Genomic DNA, 20,232 nt, shown 5'->3' with positions numbered 1-20,232 from the left:
GTAGGAGCACGCAGTGACAAAGCCGTCGCTGCTGGAGAGGAAAACGTCTCATGACTCCCCTATTGTTGATGCTCATCGGCATCGCGATGTTTGTCTTCGGTTACTTCGTCTACTCCAAATATCTGTCGAAGCGCGTGTTCAAGCTCGACGCGTCATTCAAGACGCCCTCGCATGAGTTGAATGATGGCGTCGACTACGTTCCGACCAACAAATACATTCTGTGGGGGCACCACTTCACCTCGGTCGCGGGAGCCGCGCCCATTGTCGGGCCCGCGATCGCTGTCATCTGGGGCTGGTTGCCCGCATTCCTCTGGGTCACCATCGGCACGGTGCTCTTCGCAGGAATGCACGACTTGGGCGCGCTGTGGGCCTCTACGCGGAACAAGGGGCGTTCAATCGGCGCGCTCTCTGCCCGGTACATCGGCAAACGCGGAGCCAACCTGTTCCTCGTCGTCATCTTCCTGCTGCTCCTGATGGTCATCGCAGCGTTCGCCGTGGTCATCAAAAACCTGCTGATCAGCACGCCGTCGGCGGTCATTCCGACATGGGGCGCGATCATCGTGGCGCTGCTGGTTGGCGTCGCCGTGTACCGTCTGCGCTGGCCGCTGATTCCCATCACCGTCGTCGGTGTCGTCGCGCTGTATGCACTCATCGTGCTCGGTGACCAGGTGCCGGTGGTTCTGCCGGAAAGCACGCTGGGGATGAGCCCGGCCACGTTCTGGATTGTGGCGCTGTTCGTCTACGGCGCGATCGCCTCGCTGCTGCCCGTGTGGGTGCTGCTGCAGCCGCGCGACTACATCAACGGCGTGCAGCTTTTCGTGGGACTGATCCTCCTGTATGGCGCGGTGCTGATCGCAACTCTCTTCACCGCAGATAAGCCCGAGATCGTCGCCCCGATGATCAACATGGCGGTACCGGAAGGTACGCCGAGCATGATTCCACTGTTGTTCGTGACGATCGCGTGCGGGGCCATTTCTGGCTTCCACGGCATGGTGTCGTCGGGTACCAGTTCGAAGCAGCTCGACAAGGAGACTGACGCTCGCTTCGTCGGATACTTCGGAGCTGTCGGCGAAGGGCTGCTCGCGCTGGGCACGATTCTCGCAGTGATCGGCGGCTTCCGCACGGTGGCTGAGTGGAATGAGGTTTACAGCTCCTTCGGCGCTGGCGGTGTTGAGGCGTTCGTTCAGGGTGGCGGGCAGCTTATGGAGACCGGTATCGGGCTTCCGGCGTCGCTGAGCGCGACAGTGCTGGCGACGATGGCGGTGTTGTTTGCCGCGACGACTATGGATACAGGTATGCGTCTGCTCCGCTTTGTCGTGCAGGAGATGGGCGAATCTATGAAGATTCGCATCACGAAGTTCCCGGCGACCGTCGTTGTTGTGGTGCTCGGGCTCGGGTTGACCTTCTCGCAGGGGCTCGGAGGAGACGGAGGGCTGCGGATCTGGCCGCTGTTCGGTACGACAAACCAGCTCATGGCCTCGCTTACTCTGTCGATCATCGCGGTGATGCTCATCCGGAAGCGGCGTAATCCGCTGGTGGCGCTCATCCCGCTGGTCCTGGTGTTCGTGATGTCGTTCTGGGCGGCGATCGAGCAGCTCGCGGCGTTCGCTAACCCCGGCGAGCCGGACTGGCTGCTGTTCGTGCTCGACGTCATTATCATCGTCGCCAGCATCTGGGTCGCTGTTGAGGCGGTCATCGCGATGCGTAAAGCCGCGAAAGAGCCGCCCGAGCATGAGGATGAGGATGCACAGCTGCAGGCGGTTCGCGAGGAGGTCTGATCTGTGACATACAGAGAGGCGGCCCGGCGCCTGTCCCGGCGCTGGGCCGCCTTCCAATCGGGGCTGGCGGAGTACTACGCCGGCCCCTATCGGCAGGCTCTCGCTCGGGAGCGACGCGATGAGGACGATCTGTTCACGATGGTCGTTCTTGGTGAGGCTCTGGGTGTACCCGATCCTGCTGCGTACTACAGCGTCGAGCTGATGCCCATGCTCGCGGATGACTTTCATGCGTGGCATCGGCGTATGGGGATGCCGCGCTCGCCGTTGGATCAGGTCGCATGCTGTTAGATCTGATCCGCGACAGACGTGTGGTGTTCCTCGGCGGAAAAGGTGGCGTCGGGAAGACTTCGCTGGCCTCGGCCGTGGCCCTCGCCCGGGCGCGAGAGGGTGCGAGAGTGCTCGTGGTCTCCACGGACCCGGCGCACAATCTTGGACATCTCTGGGAGTGTCAGGTCGGGGATCAGCCGGTGCGTCTGGCCCGCTTCGACGTGAACAACGACGTACCGGCGGGCGCGGTCGACGGGATGGAGATCGACCCGCACGCCACGGTCGAGCGACACCTCGCAGCGGTTGAGCAGACCATGCTGCGCATGCTGCCCGAGCGTCAGCACGCACAGGCGCGAGAACACCTCGATCGTGCTCGGCATGCTCCGGGGAGTCATGAGTCCGCCGTGCTGGAGCGGATCGCCGAGGCTGCGGAGCTGGCGCGCAACGAATACGACCTCGTGGTCTTCGATACCGCCCCATCGGGTCATACTCTCCGGCTGCTTGCACTGCCCGGTCAGCTGTCCGGATGGACCGAGTCTCTCCTGCGCAACCGAGATCGATCAGAACGCTTCTCTGCGGCGATGCGTGGATTGGCCGGGCGGGCGGAACCGGCCGCGGATTCAGACGCGCAGTTGCGCCGTACGCTGCAGGCGCGTCGTGCGCGCTTTGACGCGCTGCAAGAGGCGATCAGTAATCCGTCAACTGCCGGGTTCATCGTTGTGTTCACTGCTGAAGCGTTGCCAGTGGCCGAGACGATCGAAGTCGTCGATGCCCTACGCGAATTGCAGGTGCCAGTGGCGGCGCTGGTTGCGAATCGACGTTCGCCCGCAGACGCCGGTGAACTGCTGCGCGCGCGTCGCTCTCTGGAAGATCGGCACCTCGGGACGGTGCGGAAAACGCTCCCCGACATGCCACTCGTCGAGATACCGCTCCTGCCAGGAGAGCTCACCGGGATCGGCGCATTGGGATCCCTGGCGGACCTGCTCGTCGGCGTTGACTGATCAGGCCAGGGGGCTCAGTCCAGGATCCGAATGCCCAGCCCCGCGGCGATCGCCGGGGCGAGTTGCTGGATCTGAAAGGTCGTGAGCGTCGTGCCGCGCAGACTCGTGGCATCCACGAAGACATCAGCGTCGAGTCCGCGCAGATCGACGTCCTTGGCGCGCAGGCCGCGTGGGTCGACCTCTTCGCTGCGGCATCCACTGAACGCCATGCGTGAGATCTCGGCCTGGGGGAGATCGAGGGTGCGGATGGTCGCGTCCGTGATGAGGACGTCTGTCGCCTTCGCACCGCCGAGCGTCAGATAATCGATGCGCACGTCGCGGATCTCGAGTTCGTTGATGCGCGTGCCGCTGAGGTCGAGGGTCCCGATGCGTCCGCCGCTGATGCGCAGACGACGGATGCCAGCATTGCGCAGCGTGATGGACGCGGCGCGCAGATCTGTGGCGGCGACGTCGAGAATCGTGGCTCCGGTGAGATCGATGCTGTTCGCGTCGGCCGTGATGGTGCACTGCTCGAGCGAACAATGGGCGAGATCGACGTCACCGGACAGTTCCAGCGCCGACTGCAGAATGTCGGCGCCGCGAGAGGGGCGTGCTGGCTCGAGGTGCGGCGGGAGATCGGGCGGTGAGAGTCGCGGGGCTGCAGGAGAATCGGTTACTCGGGCCATGGGTCGAGGCTATCGGGTACTGCATGCTAAATTGCTAGCATGCAAGCAAATGGGCCTGGCGAGAAGAAGGCGCAGTTCAACGTCTATCTCCCTCCGGAGTTGATCCGCGAGATCAAGCACCGAGCAATCGATGAGGGCACGAGTCTGTCTGGGCTCGTCGAGGCAGCGCTGCGGGGATACCTGGAGGAACAGTCATGACCGTCGTACAGCAGATCCTGTACACCGCGCAGCCCGAGCGCTGGTGGACGCTGGCCGAGGCCCTCGGGTTCGTTGCCCCCTTCCCGCCGGCGCCGGAGTGGGCCGAGTTTCACGCCGACGGCGTCCTCGCCGTGCACGGGACGACGGACGAGCACCGACCGGGTGTGACCGAGATCCACCTCATCGTCGAAGACGCGGATGCTGCGGCATCCGCCCTTGCTGCATTCGACGTCGAGGCGATGACGATGGAAGGCGTGGGGGAGATGCTCGTGGTGCGTGCGGCATCCGGTGTCTCGATCTCCGTGTCTGAGGGAGCGGTGCAGCGCGGTGCCGGCGAGATCGCCGTGCAGCCGATCTGGTTCCAGGAAGACCTCACCCAGCCGCGTGCGATTCTCGAGGCGCTCGGTTTCCGGGCCGGGATCGCCGCTGATCGCGGCGGCTGGACCGAGATGCTCTGTGATGGGGGCTCGATCGGACTGCACGCCGGAGAGCCACGGATCGGACTCTCGTTCGAGGCACGCGGAGACCTCGATGCTCGTGCTGCGCGATTGCGGGATGCCGGGTTTGCAGCATCCGTCGTGGATGAGGCCTTTGCGCGCACGATCCGCATTGCCGACCCCGATGGCGGCGATGAGATCTGGATCAACGGCGTTCAGGACGACATGCACGGATACCACCGCTGATGGGCTTCGAGCGGGACCTCGGCGACGGGATCACCTTGGCCTTGCGGACACCCGATCTGGCTCGGGCGGTGCGTCCGGTTGCCCTGGCCAATCTCGAGCGGCTGCGTCAGTGGGAGCCCTGGGCACACAATCTCGACCCTGACGGGGTGGACGACGACTGGAACAGCGAGCAGCTGCGGCGGTTCATTGCCGGTACTGCCATCCCCACGGTGGTGCTGCAACACGGGCGGCCGATCGGATCGGTGTCTGCGCAGCTGGATCGGTACTACCGGACGGGGGAGCTCGGCTACTGGATCGCAGCTGAGGCCGAGGGCAAAGGGATCGTCCTGCGGGCCTGTCAAGCTCTGATCTCAGACATGTTCGCCGATGGCATCGAACGCGCGGAGATTCGTACTGCCGCGCACAATGTCCGCAGCATCCGCCTGGCTGAACGCCTGGGCTTCACCCACGAGGGAACTCTGCGCAGCGCGCTGCCCGTGGGCCCTGTCCGCCACGACGTCGCCGTGTTCGGGCTGGTGCCGGGGTAAGACTCAGCACGAACTTCGCAGGACCGCACTAATTTCGCACGATCCGCCGCGGTTCCTGCGAACTATGGGTTGTTCTGCGAGGGATCGCCACTCGTTCTGCACAGATCGAGAGTTCCCAGGCCTCTACGCAGAACACGTGATCGAGCGCCACGGCTGTGCCGATGCTGTGCCACAGTCTCGTTCATGCATCCACGCGCACGTCGAGATATCTCCCTCGAAGTCGCACGCCTCGGCGGTGTCGCACGAGTGTCCGCGCTGATCGATCTCGGGTTTCGTCGTGCCGATTTCGACGCTGCTCTTGCCGCCGGTGCGATTCAGCGCATCAGGCAGGGGTGGGTGGCCCTGCCGGATGCGTCGCCGCTGCTGGTCTCGGCTGCGCAGCGCGGGGTCGTGCTCTCCTGTGTGACGCAGGCCCGCCGGCTCGGAGTCTGGATGCATGACCAGAACCCAGGCGTGCACGTAGCGGCGACCCCGGGGAGCGCAGGCGGGAAGCCGACGCACATCCGCGTGCACTGGTCCAAGCCGTTGATTCCCCGCCCACCGGGGGTGCTGGAGGATTCGATCGAGAACGTGCTTGCCATCATCGCGGAGTGTGAGCCGTACGAACAGGCTCTGGCGACCTGGGAATCGGCGCTCAAGCTCGGCCTGATTGCCCGTGAGTCGATGGGGAATCTCCCGCTTCGTCCGTCCGCTCGTCGACTGCTGAGCGAAGTGCAGCCGTTCGCGGACGCCGGAACCGAGAGCTATCTGCGTCCGCGCCTGCGCTGGCTGAAGCTCCCCATTCGGACGCAGATCTGGATTGCAGGACATCGTGTCGATGCCTTGATCGGCGACCGGCTCGTGCTGCAGATCGATGGCGGACACCATGTCGGCGAGCAGCGCTCCGAAGATATTCGGCATGACGCGGAGCTCAAGCTCATGGGTTACCACGTGATCCGCATCAGCTACGACCAACTGATGGATGAGTGGCACATGGTGCAAGATCTCATCATGCGCGCTGTTGCGCAGGGGCTGCATCTCGCTTCCCGACGAGCCTGAGCTGCGCAGCCCGAGCGCACATCCCGCAGGACCGCATCAATCTCGCAGAGATTCGCCTCAAACCTGCGAGATTCGTGATGTTCTGCGAAGTTCCTGCGCAGCGCCCTCCGCGCGTACAATGGACGCACACGCTTTGATCCGGCCATCACCGGGGAGCTCTCGGAAGAACGCAGGTGACTGCAACTAGAACCGAGCGGGGCAGGCCCGTCATCGCCGCAGTGAGAGTGGTTCATCGATCCCTGAGCTTGTCGAAGGGTCGAAGAGCACGTGGGGTGGTACCGCGGTCTTTGCGCAAGATCGTCCTCGCAAGCAGCATCCGCCCACGACACTGCGAGACATGATGACCTACCCACGCCCTTCGGCCAGCGCAGGCACCTCAGCCTTCGGCCCCGCCGCCGTTCCGTCCAGCCCGCGGTTCCCGCAGATCGAGCAGGAGATCCTCGACTTCTGGAAGCAGGACGACACCTTCCGGGCATCCATCGCCCAGCGTGACGGCGCCGACGAGTGGGTCTTCTACGACGGCCCTCCCTTCGCCAACGGGCTGCCGCACTACGGTCATCTGCTGACCGGATACGCCAAGGACCTCTTCCCGCGCTTCCAGACCATGCGCGGTAAGAAGGTTGACCGTGTCTTCGGTTGGGACACCCACGGTCTTCCCGCCGAGCTTGAGGCGATGAAGCAACTCGGACTCACCGAGAAGGCCGAGATCGAAGACATGGGTATCGACGTCTTCAACGAGAAGGCGAAGAGCTCAGTGCTTGCCTACACCGAGGAGTGGAAGGCGTACGTCACGCGTCAGGCGCGCTGGGTCGACTTCGACCGCGGGTACAAGACGCTCGATCTCGGTTACATGGAGAGCGTGCTGTGGGCATTCAAGACCCTGTACGACAAGGGCCTCGCCTACGAGGGCTACCGTGTGCTGCCCTACTGCTGGCGCGATGAGACACCGCTGAGTGCCCACGAGCTGCGCATGGACGACGACGTCTACCAGATGCGTCAGGACCCCTCCGTGACGGTCTCCTTCCCTCTGACGGGATCGGATGCTGTGGCCCAGGGCCTCGCCGGCGTGCGCGCCCTCGCGTGGACGACGACCCCGTGGACGCTTCCGACCAACGTCGCGCTCGCCGTGGGTCCGGAGATCTCCTACGTGGTCGTGCCGCATGCCGAAGGCACTGAACGCTACCTGCTCGCCGTCGACCTGTTGGGCGGCTACGCGAAGGAGCTCGGTTACGAGGATGCGGCATCCGCATCCGCAGCCGTCGAGCGCACCATCACCGGCGCCGAGCTCGGTGGTCTGCGCTACGAGCCGCTGTTCGACTACTACACGGACGTTGAGACGTACGGCACCGAGAACGCGTGGCAGATCCTCGTCGATGACTACGTCACAACCACCGATGGCACCGGTATCGTCCACCAGGCCCCGGCCTACGGTGAGGATGACAAGCGGCTCAGCGATCAGGCTGGCATCCCGACCATCCTGTCCCTCGATGACAGTGGCAAGTTCCTGCCGAACGTCACCGACGTCGCCGGGGAACTGTGGATGGATGCCAACCGTCCGTTGATCCGTCTCATCAAGGACAGCGGACGTCTGATCCGTGAGGCGAGCTACGAGCACAGCTACCCGCACTGCTGGCGCTGCCGCAACCCCCTGATCTACAAGGCGGTGTCGAGCTGGTTCATCCGCGTCACCGACATCAAGGACGACCTGCTCGCGAACAACGAGCAGATCACCTGGGTGCCGGAAAACGTCAAGGAGGGCCAGTTCGGTAAGTGGCTCGAGGGTGCGCGCGACTGGTCGATCAGCCGCAGCCGCTACTGGGGCTCGCCCATCCCGATCTGGAAGAGCGACGACCCGGAGTACCCGCGCGTCGACGCGTACGGTTCGCTTGAAGAGCTCGAGCGCGATTTCGGAGCGCTGCCGCGCAACCCCGAGGGCGAGATCGACCTGCACCGTCCGTACATCGATCACCTGACGCGCCCGAATCCGGACGATCCCACCGGCGCGAGCACGATGCGCCGTATCGAGGACGTCTTCGATGTGTGGTTCGATTCGGGATCCATGCCGTACGCGCAGGTGCACTACCCGTTCGAGAACCAGGAGTGGTTCGACTCGCATTCGCCGGCGGACTTCATCGTCGAATACATCGGGCAGACTCGTGGCTGGTTCTACGTGATGCATGTGCTCTCGACGGCGCTGTTCGACCGGCCTGCGTTCACCGGGGTCAGCTGCCATGGCATCGTCCTGGGCAGTGACGGCTACAAGATGTCGAAGTCGTTGCGCAACTACCCGGACGTCTCCGAGGTGCTCGACCGTGACGGCTCCGACGCGATGCGCTGGTTCCTGATGTCGAGCTCCGTTCTTCGCGGCGGCAACCTCGCGGTCACGGAGGAGGGCATCCGTGCGGGCGTCCGGGAGTTCCTGCTTCCGCTGTGGAACTCGTGGTACTTCTTCGTTACCTACGCGAACGCGTCCGGCGATGGCTACGAGGCCACCTGGCGCACCGACTCCACCGACGTTCTTGACCGCTACATCCTCGCCCGCCTGGGCGATCTTGTGCGGGACGTGGCATCCGATCTCGAGGGACTGGACTCGACGACGGCATCCGCTCGCCTGCGTGATTTCGCCGAGGTGCTCACGAACTGGTACATCCGCCGATCGCGCGACCGGTTCTGGGTGGGTGTGACCGACGAGCCGAAGAGCCGTGAAGCTTTCGACACGCTGTACACGGTACTCGAGACGCTCTGCCGGGTGGCAGCGCCGCTCGTTCCGCTGGTCGGCGAGAAGGTCTGGCAAGGGCTCACCGGTGGGCGCAGTGTGCACCTGACGGATTGGCCGGATGCTGATGCGTTCCCCGCAGCCGACGACATCAAGGGCGCGATGGATGCTGTGCGCGAATTCTCCAACGTCGGCAATGCGCTACGTAAGAAAGAGAAGCTGCGTGTGCGCCTGCCGCTTGCCCGGTTCAGTGTTGTTTCACCACTTGCCGATTCGCTCGGTCAGTTCGAGGACATCCTGCGCGATGAGCTCAACGTCAAATCCGTTGAGCTGGTGAAGCTCACAGACACCGCAGCCGCCGAGTACGGCATCAGCCATCGCCTCAGCGTCAATGCCCGTGCGGCCGGCCCGCGTCTGGGTAAGCAGGTGCAGCACGTCATCAGGGGTGCACGTGCTGGGCTCTGGGAAGAACGCGATGGCGTGGTCGTCGTCGACGGCATCGCGCTGGAACCATCCGAGTACGAGATGGCTTTGGAAACCTCCGGCCGGCCCGAGGGTGAAGCCCTCGCGATCCTCCCGAGCGGCGGCTTCGTGCTGCTTGACACGCAGACGACCCCGGAGCTGGAATCCGAGGGTATGGCGCGTGACGCCATCCGGGTCGTTCAGGAAGCGCGAAAGAACGCCGGTCTCGATGTCAGTGACCGTATCGTGCTCGCACTCAACGTCTCGGCGGCGAACGCGGACGCGTTGCAGGCACACGCTGAGCTGATCGCGGGGGAGACCCTCGCTATCGGATTTGCCGTGCAGGCGACCGATGACATTGATGAGCTGGTGCAGAACGTTACGAACCCCGGCGACGGAGTCTTCTGCAGTGGCGCCACGACGCTCGGATCAGAGAAGGCAGCCATCATCGTGACGATCGATACGAACATCGAGGGAGCGAAGAATGTCTGACCGTAACCGCGCCGATGCTGTGTATGACGCGCTGCTGGCTCGCGCCGGCGAGCGGTGGGTGCAACCGCGCAAGGAGCGCACCGCCCGCATCCTCGAGCTGCTCGATGACCCCCAGAAGACGTACCGCGTCGTGCACATAACCGGCACCAACGGCAAGACGTCGACCGCGCGCATGATCGAGAGTCTCCTGCGCGCGCACGGCCTGCGCACCGGCCTGTTCACCAGCCCGCATCTGGAACGCTTCACCGAACGCATCATGATCGACGGCGAGCCCATCGCGGATGCCGCGATCGCTGACGCCTGGGACGAGATTGAACCCTTCGTCGGGATTGTGGATGCTGAGCTCGAAACGGCTGGCGACGAGCCGCTGACCTTCTTCGAACTGCTCACTGTTCTCGCTTTTGTCGCGGCATCGGATGCTCCGGTCGATGTGCTCGTTCTCGAAGTGGGCATGGGCGGCGCATGGGACTCGACCAACACCGCCGACGGCGACGTTGCGGTGTTCACGCCCATTGCCATCGACCACGTCGACCGCTTGGGCAGTACGATCACCCAGATCGCCGAAGTCAAGGCCGGAATCATCAAGCAGGGCGCAGCCGTCGTGTCAGCGCAGCAACCGGATGACGTGGCCGCTGTGCTGCGCCGTGTCGCAACAGAGCAGGACGCAACGATCGCGTTCGAGGGCGACGAGTTCGGTCTCGCGGAGCAGAAGCTCGCCGTCGGCGGACAGCTGATCACGATCCGCGGTCTGGCCGGCCTGTATGTCGAGGAATACCTACCCATATATGGTGCGCACCAGGGGCACAATGCAGCTCTCGCTGTCGCGGCGGTCGAGTCGCTGATCGGCGGCGCATCACAGCGCATCGCCGATGACATCATCACAGATGGTCTGCAGGGGGCGACGTCTCCTGGACGCCTGCAGCTGCTCGGCATCGCGCCGACGGTGATCGTGGACGCAGCGCACAACCCGCACGGTGCGAAGGCACTCGCTCAGTCGTTGGACGACAGCTTCGACTTCGATGAATGGGGCCTGGTCATCGGTGTGCTCGCCGACAAGGATGCAGCCGGGATCATCGCTGAGCTCGCCCCGGCCGCAGCGCACATCTTCGCGACGTCTCCGACATCGGAGCGCGCGAGCGACGCCGACCTGATCGGCGATCTCGTCGAGGCGACCGGGCATCGTGTCACGGTGCTCCCCGCGCTCGCAGATGCTGCCGACGCCGCTCGAGAATGGGCAGCATCGTCCGAGCGCCGCGCAGTGGTGATCGCCGGATCCATTGTGCTCGCCGGTGAGGCCATGCTGCTCGCGGACGAGGAAGACTGGAAGTCAGGGTGGCACGCATGACTGATCCAGCAACCGACCCTCGTCCCGAGCGTGCTCCGCGCACACTGGTACAGAAGCTCGCGCCCATGGTGCTCGGCTTTGAAGCGATCGTGGTCATTCTCGCCGGCCTTACGATTTTCGGCCTGAATGCTCTGCCGGACGGTATCCCGCAATGGTGGGCGATCGTCGGTGGCGCCGTCGTTGCGCTGGCGATGGTCGTCGTCGCCGGCATGATCACCAAACCCTGGGCCATCGGGGCCGGATGGGTGCTGCAGGTCATCGTGGCGCTAGCGGGAATCTTCGTTCCTGCCATCGTGATCGCGGCGCTGGTTTTTGGTGGCATGTGGGCATATGCGACGATCATGGGGGCCCGGTTGGATGCACAACGTCCAGCCGTCGCGAATCCGAACAGTTCTGAAACCGAAACTCACACAGAGAGTGATTGACATGGCCACCGAAGAAACCCTTGTCCTCGTCAAGCCGGACGGCGTCGCCCGCGGACTGACCGGATCTATCCTTGCCCGCATTGAGGCGAAGGGCTACGCACTCGTGGACATCCGTCTCGTCGAGCCCGACCGCGACCGTCTCGCGGCCCACTATGCAGAACACGAAGGCAAGCCCTTCTACGAGCCGCTGCTGGAGTTCATGATGTCGGGACCTTCCGTGGCGATCCGCCTCGCAGGCAACCGTGTCATCGAGGGCTTCCGCTCGCTCGCCGGCACGACTGACCCGACGGGGGCTGCGCCAGGAACCATCCGTGGCGACTTCGGTCGCGACTGGGGCCTGGCCGTGCAGCAGAACCTCGTGCACGGCTCGGACAGCCCAGAATCCGCAGCCCGTGAGCTGGGAATCTGGTTCGCCTGATCTGAGCTGAAAAGCACGAAGCCCGCGACCTGAGGTCGCGGGCTTCGCGCTTTTTCTGGGTCGCTGTCGCGTCAGAAGATCATGCCGACGACTTCGCCCAGCAGATCTAGACCACGCATCTGGATCATTGTGATGATGACGGCGTAGGCCAGGATCGTCGCCAACGGCACCCAGGCCATCAGGCGGTCAGCGCGCGCCATCACTCGCTCGGAACGGGTGAAGGTGCCGTTACGGAACAGGTGCACCATTGTTGCCAAGAACGTCGGAATCGTGACGGACCAGGTCAGCATGCAGAACGGGCACAGGTAGCCGAGGTTGGTCGCGTAGAGGCTCTGCGAGATCAACCAGCAGATGAAGACGAACGCGAAGGTGATGCCGGCGCCGAAGGCCGCCCAGAACCACCGCGGGAACTTCGCACCGGCGAGAACAGCCACCCCGACCACCAGCGGAGCCATCCAGCCAGTCAACCCGATGATCGGATTGGCGAAACCGAAGACCTCGCCCTGCCACGAGTCGAGGTTCTTGCCGCACTGGATCATCGTGCTGATGTTGCAGCTGAGATCGGCATCCGGGTTCGCCAATTGGATGAACTTGTCGATCGTGAGCTGGAAAGCAGCCCACCAGCCGATGATGCTGGCAATGATCAGCCATACGGCGTAGAAGATGGGGCGCGTGCGCTGCTCGCTCATATCCGGATTATCTCAGCGAACGCTATGGATGCGACGTGAAGTGCGCCGCGAATAACATCCGTGGACCCCGGATGCCGCGAACTGGCCAACATGGTGCGATAATGAGCTGAGATGCATGCGCTCGGCGTGCCGTACGAAGCATCGACGCAGACTTCGGGGTCCAATGCCCCTCGCGACCAGAGCTACGAGCCGGTCGCAAACCTAGTGAGTTCGCGGAACCTGCGGGTGCCGCATGAGAATTCGCGGAGCACCGGGTGTTCCGCGCAGGGAGTAAGCCAGAGATGGCCGATGAGAACAATGACAACAACACACCTACCATCGACGAGAACGCGGAGAGTCCGATAACGCCGGAAACCTCCGTGATCGAGGAGGTCGAAGCCGAACAGCCGCTGACCGCTGTCGCGCTGGGGCTGATCCCCGAGGTGTTCGTCTCGCAGGTTTCCACGCAGCTGCACTTCTACGCGCCGGAGATCGTTCCGTTGCCTGCGCTCGCGGGTCCTGATCACGGAAGCCACCGCGACCGTGATCGCGATCGTGACCATGACCGCGATCACGAGGAGTCGGGTTCCGGACGCCGTGGGCGCCGCCGCCGTGGCGGCAGCACGGACACGGACGAACAGCGCGACGAGCCGCGTCAGCGCCAGCGTGTTGTCGAGTACATCACCGAGCCGAAGGCGATCAAGGGCTCCACGCGACTTGAGGCCAAGAGGCAGCGTCGGCGGGATGGACGCGACGCCGGACGGCGCCGCCCGGTCGTGACCGAGGCGGAGTTCCTCGCTCGGCGCGAATCGGTTGACCGCAAGATGGTCGTGCGTTCGAAGAACGGACGGACCCAGATCGGTGTGCTTGAGGATGCTGTGCTCGTGGAGCACTACGTCGCGCGCAACCAGGACGCGTCCCTCATCGGCAACGTCTACCTCGGCCGCGTACAGAATGTGCTGCCGAGCATGGAAGCCGCCTTCGTCGACATCGGCCGCGGACGCAACGCGGTGCTGTATTCCGGAGAGGTCGACTGGGACGGCGTCGAGACCGGAAATCAGCCGCGACGCATCGAGCTCGCACTCAAGCCCGGCGACCGAGTTCTCGTGCAGGTCACGAAGGACCCGGTGGGCCACAAGGGTGCTCGCCTGACCAGCCAGATCTCATTGCCCGGCCGCTACCTGGTGTACGTGCCCGGTGGGTCGATGAACGGCATCAGCCGCAAACTTCCCGACAACGAGCGGGCACGCCTGAAGCGGATCCTCAAGGAGGTGCTGCCCGAGTCCAGTGGCGTCATCGTCCGGACCGCGGCTGAAGGTGCCACTGAAGACCAGTTGACGCGCGATGTGCAGCGCCTGACTGCTCAGTGGGAGCACATCCGCAAGCAGGTCGACAGCCAGCAGGCTCCGGCACTGCTGCACGCTGAGCCCGACCTGCTGGTCAAGATCGTGCGTGACGTCTTCAACGAGGACTTCACGAAGATGCTGATTCAGGGCGAAGAGTCCCAGAACACGATTCGGGGGTACCTCGAAAGCGTTGCCCCTGATCTGCTGGAGCGGGTCGAGCCCTACGAGGACGAGACGGATCCGTTCGACGCTTTCCGGATCACCGAGCAGATCGAGAAGGCGCTTGACCGCAAGGTCTGGCTGCCGTCGGGTGGATCGCTGGTCATCGACCGCACCGAGGCGATGACAGTCGTCGACGTGAACACCGGCAAGTTCGTCGGATCTGGCGGAAACCTCGAAGAGACGGTCACGAAGAACAACCTCGAAGCGGCTGAAGAGATCGTCCGTCAGCTGCGGTTGCGCGACATTGGCGGCATCATCGTCGTCGACTTCATCGACATGGTTCTCGAATCTAACCGCGACCTCGTGTTGCGCAGGCTCATCGAATGCTTGAGCCGTGACCGTACGAAGCACCAGGTTGCCGAGGTCACCTCGCTGGGGCTGGTGCAGATGACGCGCAAGAAGCTCGGTCTGGGACTGCTGGAGACATTTAGCGAAGCCTGCGAGGTCTGTGCAGGCCGCGGCGTCGTCGTTCATCACGATCCGGTCGTGAAGCACCGTTCGAGCTCGAACAACTCCGGTCAGTCGAACAACCGTCGCCAGCGCGGTGGAAACAGCAACCAGCAGAACCAGAACTCGCAGGCTCCGAGTCCTGTCGCGCACAGCATCCCGGAAGGGGCAAAGACCGCGCTCGCACAGATCGCTGCGTCGACGCTTGCGCCGGTAGCTGATGCACCCGTCATCGTGCCGGTCGTCGAACGCGAAGAGCCGGTGGCGTCGGAGCGTCCGAAGAAACCGCGCAAGAAGCGTTCGTCCGATCGCGGCAAGGCGCCCAAGACTGAAGCTGAACAACTCCTGGATTCGGTCCTGGATGCACTTCCCGAGCCGAAGGCTCCGGGGCAGGGGCGCAACCGTCGCCGGGTGACGACCGCTGCGCTGACCGGAACGCCGATCTCGGTGAACTCGTCAGCGACTTCGGTCGCGAGCGGGGATTCGGAGTCCTGAGGCGATCAATCTCCTGGTGAGCTCTTTGCCGCCGACCGGTACGGCACCGGCGGCAATGAGTCGGGGGACGGCGTCCTCAGGCAAGTCATAGTGGTCGAGGTCGAAAGATCTCGCCGGCAGGTGATTCTGGCGCGCAAATGCGTGGAGTTCGTCTAAACTGAAGTCACTGACCAGATGAGACCAACGACGTCCGTGCGCGGGCCAGATGGGATCATCGATCAGTAGGGTCACGCCGTGATCCTACTGTTGCGCGACACGGTAGAGGCTCGCTTTGCGAGTGAGCCTCTGATCCGGTAAAGTTGTCCCTTGGTGCGCGAGCTGAGTCGTCCCCACGTGTAAGTGCGGTACAGCCGAGCTCGCACCGTCGGACTTGCGATGAACGCAGGCACAGTCTTCCCGTGAGATTTACGGAGCGTTCAGCTCCCCAACGAAACAGGTATCAAGTGGTTTACGCAGTAGTGCGCGCCGGTGGACGGCAGGAGAAGGTCGAGGTCGGCACGATCGTTCAGCTCGATCGTGTTCAGGCAGCCCAGGGCGAGAAGATCGAGCTTCCCGCTGTGCTCCTCGTCGACGGCGCTACGGTGACCACCGACGCTGACACGCTCGCGAAGGTCAAGGTCACGGCTGAGGTCGTCGGCAACCTCCGCGGCCCGAAGATCGTCATCCAGAAGTACAAGAACAAGACCGGTTACAAGAAGCGTCAGGGCCACCGCCAGGAGCTCACGCGCGTCAAGATCACCGGCATCAAGTAAGCACAGAAGAGGCTCAGGACATGGCACACAAAAAGGGCGCAAGCTCCACCCGTAACGGTCGTGACTCCAACGCCCAGCGTCTTGGCGTAAAGCGTTTCGGCGGCCAGCAGGTCAGCGCAGGCGAGATCATCGTCCGTCAGCGCGGCACGCACTTCCACCCCGGCGCAGGCGTCGGCCGTGGCGGCGACGACACGCTGTTCGCTCTGGAAGCGGGCGCGGTCGAGTTCGGCGCGAAGGGCGGCCGCAAGGTCGTCAACATCGTCGCTGCTGCTCAGTAGTCGCAACACAGTAGACATCCAGACGGGGCGGGCTTCGGCCCGCCCCGTCTGCGTATCCGCACTCGGCCGGTCGCTGAGCCTGTCACAAGCAGGGACTGAAAGGGACACATGGTCACGTTCGTCGACACGGTGAAGCTGCAACTGCGCGCCGGTAAGGGCGGCAACGGTTGTGTCTCCGTTCACCGTGAGAAGTTCAAGCCCTTGGGCGGCCCTGACGGCGGCAACGGCGGCGATGGCGGCAACATCACCCTGGTCGCCGACCCGCAGGTCGGAACACTGCTGTCGTACCACCACTCACAGCACCGTTCTTCCGGCAACGGCGGATTCGGCATGGGCGATCACCGCGCCGGCTACGCCGGTGAAGAACTGGTGTTGCCCGTTCCGGTAGGCACGGTCGTGAAGAAGGTGGACGGCGAGGTCCTGGTCGACATGGTCGCACCGGGCCAGCGCGTTGTCGTAGCCGAAGGCGGACGTGGAGGCCTCGGAAACGCTGCGCTGGCCACGACCAAGCGCAAGGCCCCTGGCTTCGCGCTGCTGGGCACGCCGGGCTTCGAGGGCGAGATCATCCTCGAGCTCAAGACCGTTGCCGATGTGGCGCTGGTGGGATACCCCTCGGCCGGTAAATCGAGCTTGATCGCGGCTGTGTCTGCTGCGCGGCCGAAGATCGCCGACTACCCGTTCACGACGTTGCATCCTAACCTCGGGGTCGTGCAAGCCGGGGAATCCCGCTACACGATCGCGGATGTCCCCGGGCTCATCGAGGGAGCAAGTGAGGGGCGCGGGCTGGGCCTGGAGTTCCTCCGTCACGTCGAGCGCTGTTCGGCGCTGTTGCACGTGCTCGACTGCGCGACGCTCGATCCCGGACGCGACCCGATCTCTGATCTTGACGTCATTCTCGCCGAACTCGCAGCGTACGAGGTTCCAGAGGGGCAGATTCCCCTGCTTGATCGCCCGCAGCTGATCGCACTCAACAAGATCGACGTTCCTGAAGCTCGGGATCTCGCTGATCTCGTCCGCCCTGAGTTGGAAGCGCGCGGGTTCCGCGTGTTCGACATCTCGACGGTCTCGCATGAGGGGCTTCGCCCGTTGACATTCGCTCTCGGCGACATCGTCGAGCAGCACCGAGCGCAAAACGCTGTCGAGATGCCGGCTGAACCGATCGTCATTCGCCCGCGTGGTTCGGAGAAGGCATTCACTATCCGGATGGAGGGTGGCTCCTACGGGAACTACTACCGGATTATCGGCGATAAGCCGGTGCGCTGGGTGCAGCAGACGGACTTCCAGAACGAAGAGGCCGTCGGCTATCTCGCCGACCGGCTCGAGCGTCTCGGCGTCGAGGAGGAGCTCTTCCGCCTCGGTGCGACACCGGGCGCCACCGTCGTCATCGGCGAAGGCGAGGGGCTCGTATTCGATTGGGAGCCGTCCGTGCGTTCGGCTGCCGAGCTGGTGGCGGCACCGCGCGGAACCGATCCTCGACTGGCCCCGAACTCGCGTCGCACCACGCAAGAGCGCCGCGAGCAGTACTACGAGCGCATGGATGCGCGAGCGGTGGAACGGGCCGAGCAGGAGCACAAGCGTCGTGTCACGGCCGAGGAGGACTACGACGGAGAAGGCGCATGACCGCACGTACGCGTGCGGAGCTTGCGCACGCCGAGCGCATCGTCGTCAAGGTCGGTTCCTCGTCCATCAGCGGTGAGTCGTCGTGGCGTATCCCGATGATCGTGCACGCGCTGGCTTCGGCGCATGCCCGTGGCTGCGAGATCGTCCTGGTCTCATCCGGTGCCATCGCGACGGGGATTCCCTATCTGGATCTGGATCTGGAAGCCCGACCGACTGATCTGGCGACCCAGCAGGCGGCGGCAGCAGTCGGGCAGAATGTGCTCGTGTACCGCTATCTCGAAGCGTTGCGTCCCTTCAAGATCGTCGCCGGTCAGGTTTTGCTGACCACCGGTGATCTGGAGCAGGTCACCTCGCGCAGCAACGCGCGCCGAGCCATGGATCGGATGCTGAGCCTGCGCGTGATCCCGATCGTCAATGAGAACGACACGGTGGCGACGCAGGAGATCCGCTTCGGCGATAACGACCGGTTGGCCGCCCTGGTTGCGCAGTTGATCGAGGCGGATGCCCTGGTGCTGTTGAGCGACGTCGAAGCGCTGTACACGAAACCGCCGTCGGAGCCGGGTGCTGAACCGATCGACGTCATAGCCGCCGATGCCGACCTCGCCGGGATGGAATTCGGTGCGACCGTGGTCAACAGTGTCGGTACCGGAGGTGCGGCCACGAAGGCGTCCGCAGCGCGGCTGGCGGCAGCATCCGGAATCGGAGTTCTGGTGACCAGTGCGAATCTTGTCGACAGTGCGCTGAAGGGCGCCGATATCGGTACCTGGTTCGAGCCTGCTGAGCAGGCCGTGTCGCCCATCGGCTGAAGCGTCATACGCGGCGCCCGCCGGACGCAGTCTCGATAAGCTGGCGGCATGACCGTCGAGACCCCGCAGCACCGGCTTTCGCGTGCGAAAGAAGCTTCACGTGCGACCGCACGCCTGACCAGCGATGAGAAGGCCAAAGCGCTGGAAGCGATCGCCCACGCCCTCGAGGCGAAGGCGGCCGACATCATCGAGGCGAACACCCGTGATGTCGAACGTGGACGCGCAGATGGCATCGGTGAGTCCCTCATCGATCGGCTGCGGCTCGACGAGCGGCGGGTCGCGGCTCTCGCTTCGTCGGTCCGAGAGGTCGCAGCCCTCGCCGATCCGGTCGGACAGGTGCTCGGCGGACACCGCATGCCCAATGGTGTCGCTCTTGAACAGGTCCGCGTGCCCTTCGGGGTGGTGGGAGCCATTTACGAGGCCCGCCCCAACGTCACTGTAGACATCGCTGCGCTGGCGCTGCGCTCCGGCAATGCGAGCGTGCTGCGCGGTGGCAGTGCAGCACGCGAATCGAACACGGTGCTCGTTCAGGTCATGCGCGATGCACTGACGAACGCCGGCATCACAGCGGAGGCGATTCAGACCGTGGACGACTTCGGTCGGGACGGCGCCAAGGCTTTGATGCAGGGGAGAGGCTTCGTGGATGTTCTCATTCCGCGCGGTAGTGCAGGACTCATCGAAACCGTCGTCACCGAATCGACGGTGCCGGTCATCGAGACGGGCGCCGGTAACGTGCACATCGTCCTCGACGAGAGCGCGCCGGACGAGTGGGCGCGGGACATCGTCGTGAATGCGAAGGTGCAGCGTCCGAGCGTGTGCAACGCGGTGGAGACCGTGCTCGTACTGCGTGCGGCAGCACCGCGGCTGATTCCGCTGATCGGCGCTGCGCTGAAGAGTGAAGGCGTTGCTATCCACGGTGACGATGTGGTGGCGGGCCTGGTCACCGAAGTGATTCCGGCAACGGAAGAGGACTGGGCCACCGAGTATCTCTGCCTCGAGATTGCGATCAAGGTCGTTGACACTCTCGATGAGGCGCTGGCACATATTCGTGAGTACAGCACCGGCCACACCGAGTCGATCGTGACGACGGATTCTCGCAGTGCCGAGCGATTCCTCGCCGAGGTGGACTCCGCGGTGGTGATGGTGAATGCATCGACGCGTTTCACAGACGGCGCCGAGTTCGGCTTCGGAGCCGAGGTCGGGATCTCGACGCAGAAACTGCACGCGCGCGGGCCGATGGGACTGTCGGAGCTCACCAGTACCAAGTGGCTGGCGCGTGGGTCAGGTCAGACCCGCGGCTGAGCGATAGGATGGGGGAGCGTCTACTCGCAACCGGTCACGAAACGGAGTCAGGATGAACCTCATCGCACAGCTTGCGATGGCCACCGCCGAAACTGAGCACCACGGGAACGTGGCTGCGGAGACATTTATCTTCGGTGTCATCGCCGCGATCCTGTTCGGGCTGCTCGCGTTGGTTACGTTCTCGTACCGCCATGTTGCCAACCGTCACTCGGCTAAGGCAGAGGCCTGGGCCAAGCAGCACGGTGTTGACGGACACGGCACCGACGGACACGGCCACTAGG

The 20,232-nt window shown here is 64.1% G+C and carries 21 protein-coding genes; 18 read left to right on the top strand and 3 right to left on the bottom strand.

Features of this window, described 5'->3' with window-relative positions:
* Positions 1 to 50 precede the first annotated feature (50 nt).
* From ACW5CM_RS08665 to ACW5CM_RS08655, 3 genes are read left to right on the top strand one after another with little or no spacing between them, the layout of a single operon-like run.
* Complete coding sequence (locus ACW5CM_RS08665; protein WP_438255419.1) at positions 51 to 1,778, top strand: carbon starvation CstA family protein; 1,728 nt, start codon at positions 51 to 53, stop codon at positions 1,776 to 1,778.
* Positions 1,779 to 1,781: 3 nt separating this feature from the next.
* On the top strand, positions 1,782 to 2,066 hold the full coding sequence (locus ACW5CM_RS08660; RefSeq protein ID WP_438255420.1) for a cory-CC-star protein: 285 nt from the start codon (positions 1,782 to 1,784) through the stop codon (positions 2,064 to 2,066).
* Entirely contained in the window at positions 2,057 to 3,046 is a 990-nt protein-coding gene (locus tag ACW5CM_RS08655) for an ArsA family ATPase (RefSeq protein ID WP_457124767.1), read from the top strand. Before ACW5CM_RS08660 ends, ACW5CM_RS08655 begins: the two co-directional genes overlap by 10 nt.
* 14 nt (positions 3,047 to 3,060) lie before the next feature.
* Here the strand turns inward: ACW5CM_RS08655 and ACW5CM_RS08650 are convergent, their stop codons facing one another.
* On the bottom strand, positions 3,061 to 3,711 hold the full coding sequence (locus ACW5CM_RS08650) for a pentapeptide repeat-containing protein (RefSeq protein ID WP_438255422.1): 651 nt from the start codon (positions 3,709 to 3,711) through the stop codon (positions 3,061 to 3,063).
* A 39-nt stretch (positions 3,712 to 3,750) separates the two neighbouring features.
* On the opposite strand from ACW5CM_RS08650, the gene ACW5CM_RS08645 reads away from it, so the two are divergent.
* From ACW5CM_RS08645 to ndk, 8 genes are all read left to right on the top strand, one after another.
* On the top strand, positions 3,751 to 3,909 hold the full coding sequence (locus ACW5CM_RS08645; RefSeq protein WP_457124766.1) for a ribbon-helix-helix domain-containing protein: 159 nt from the start codon (positions 3,751 to 3,753) through the stop codon (positions 3,907 to 3,909).
* Positions 3,906 to 4,592 (top strand): VOC family protein, encoded by a 687-nt coding sequence (locus tag ACW5CM_RS08640; protein ID WP_457124765.1) that lies wholly within the window; start codon positions 3,906 to 3,908, stop codon positions 4,590 to 4,592. Before ACW5CM_RS08645 ends, ACW5CM_RS08640 begins: the two co-directional genes overlap by 4 nt.
* Entirely contained in the window at positions 4,592 to 5,119 is a 528-nt protein-coding gene (locus ACW5CM_RS08635) for a GNAT family N-acetyltransferase (RefSeq protein ID WP_438255425.1), read from the top strand. Before ACW5CM_RS08640 ends, ACW5CM_RS08635 begins: the two co-directional genes overlap by 1 nt.
* Before the next feature lie 183 nt (positions 5,120 to 5,302).
* Entirely contained in the window at positions 5,303 to 6,157 is an 855-nt protein-coding gene (locus ACW5CM_RS08630; RefSeq protein ID WP_457124764.1) for an endonuclease domain-containing protein, read from the top strand.
* 340 nt (positions 6,158 to 6,497) lie between these two features.
* The gene (gene ileS, locus ACW5CM_RS08625) at positions 6,498 to 9,827 is read left to right on the top strand and encodes an isoleucine--tRNA ligase (RefSeq protein ID WP_457124857.1); all 3,330 of its coding nucleotides are present in this window, start codon (positions 6,498 to 6,500) and stop codon (positions 9,825 to 9,827) included.
* Entirely contained in the window at positions 9,820 to 11,172 is a 1,353-nt protein-coding gene (locus ACW5CM_RS08620; protein ID WP_438255427.1) for a bifunctional folylpolyglutamate synthase/dihydrofolate synthase, read from the top strand. Before ileS ends, ACW5CM_RS08620 begins: the two co-directional genes overlap by 8 nt.
* The gene (locus tag ACW5CM_RS08615; protein WP_438255428.1) at positions 11,169 to 11,597 is read left to right on the top strand and encodes a DUF4233 domain-containing protein; all 429 of its coding nucleotides are present in this window, start codon (positions 11,169 to 11,171) and stop codon (positions 11,595 to 11,597) included. Before ACW5CM_RS08620 ends, ACW5CM_RS08615 begins: the two co-directional genes overlap by 4 nt.
* Before the next feature lies 1 nt (position 11,598).
* Positions 11,599 to 12,015, top strand: coding sequence for a nucleoside-diphosphate kinase (gene ndk, locus ACW5CM_RS08610; RefSeq protein ID WP_438255429.1), 417 nt, complete (start codon positions 11,599 to 11,601; stop codon positions 12,013 to 12,015).
* A 71-nt stretch (positions 12,016 to 12,086) separates the two neighbouring features.
* Here ndk and ACW5CM_RS08605 read toward each other — a convergent pair whose 3' ends face one another.
* On the bottom strand, positions 12,087 to 12,704 hold the full coding sequence (locus ACW5CM_RS08605) for a vitamin K epoxide reductase family protein (RefSeq protein ID WP_438255430.1): 618 nt from the start codon (positions 12,702 to 12,704) through the stop codon (positions 12,087 to 12,089).
* Between the two features lie 281 nt (positions 12,705 to 12,985).
* Here ACW5CM_RS08605 and ACW5CM_RS08600 point away from each other — a divergent pair, with 281 nt between their 5' ends.
* Positions 12,986 to 15,193, top strand: a complete 2,208-nt coding sequence (locus ACW5CM_RS08600; RefSeq protein WP_438255431.1) for an Rne/Rng family ribonuclease — start codon at positions 12,986 to 12,988, stop codon at positions 15,191 to 15,193.
* Here ACW5CM_RS08600 and ACW5CM_RS08595 read toward each other — a convergent pair.
* Positions 15,155 to 15,424 (bottom strand): DUF4031 domain-containing protein, encoded by a 270-nt coding sequence (locus ACW5CM_RS08595; protein ID WP_457124763.1) that lies wholly within the window; start codon positions 15,422 to 15,424, stop codon positions 15,155 to 15,157. The genes ACW5CM_RS08600 and ACW5CM_RS08595 overlap by 39 nt on opposite strands.
* 212 nt (positions 15,425 to 15,636) lie before the next feature.
* On the opposite strand from ACW5CM_RS08595, the gene rplU reads away from it, so the two are divergent.
* From rplU to ACW5CM_RS08565, 6 genes are all read left to right on the top strand, one after another.
* Positions 15,637 to 15,945 carry a 50S ribosomal protein L21 gene (gene rplU / locus ACW5CM_RS08590; protein WP_438255433.1) on the top strand — a complete coding sequence of 103 codons (309 nt, stop codon included), beginning with the start codon at positions 15,637 to 15,639 and terminating at the stop codon, positions 15,943 to 15,945.
* A 20-nt stretch (positions 15,946 to 15,965) separates the two neighbouring features.
* Positions 15,966 to 16,223 carry a 50S ribosomal protein L27 gene (rpmA, locus tag ACW5CM_RS08585; protein ID WP_438255434.1) on the top strand — a complete coding sequence of 86 codons (258 nt, stop codon included), beginning with the start codon at positions 15,966 to 15,968 and terminating at the stop codon, positions 16,221 to 16,223.
* 108 nt (positions 16,224 to 16,331) lie between these two features.
* Positions 16,332 to 17,843 (top strand): GTPase ObgE, encoded by a 1,512-nt coding sequence (obgE, locus tag ACW5CM_RS08580; RefSeq protein WP_438255435.1) that lies wholly within the window; start codon positions 16,332 to 16,334, stop codon positions 17,841 to 17,843.
* The gene (proB, locus tag ACW5CM_RS08575; RefSeq protein WP_438255436.1) at positions 17,840 to 18,649 is read left to right on the top strand and encodes a glutamate 5-kinase; all 810 of its coding nucleotides are present in this window, start codon (positions 17,840 to 17,842) and stop codon (positions 18,647 to 18,649) included. Before obgE ends, proB begins: the two co-directional genes overlap by 4 nt.
* 48 nt (positions 18,650 to 18,697) lie before the next feature.
* A complete protein-coding gene (locus ACW5CM_RS08570) occupies positions 18,698 to 19,951 on the top strand; it encodes a glutamate-5-semialdehyde dehydrogenase (RefSeq protein ID WP_457124762.1) in 1,254 nt (417 codons plus the stop codon).
* A gap of 52 nt (positions 19,952 to 20,003) precedes the next feature.
* The gene (locus tag ACW5CM_RS08565; RefSeq protein WP_438255438.1) at positions 20,004 to 20,231 is read left to right on the top strand and encodes a hypothetical protein; all 228 of its coding nucleotides are present in this window, start codon (positions 20,004 to 20,006) and stop codon (positions 20,229 to 20,231) included.
* Position 20,232 lies beyond the last annotated feature (1 nt).

Source organism: Microbacterium wangyouchuni, from assembly GCF_054072595.1.
The sequence above is the reverse complement of the archived record's forward strand: the minus strand, read 5'-3'. Positions and strand labels throughout refer to the sequence as shown.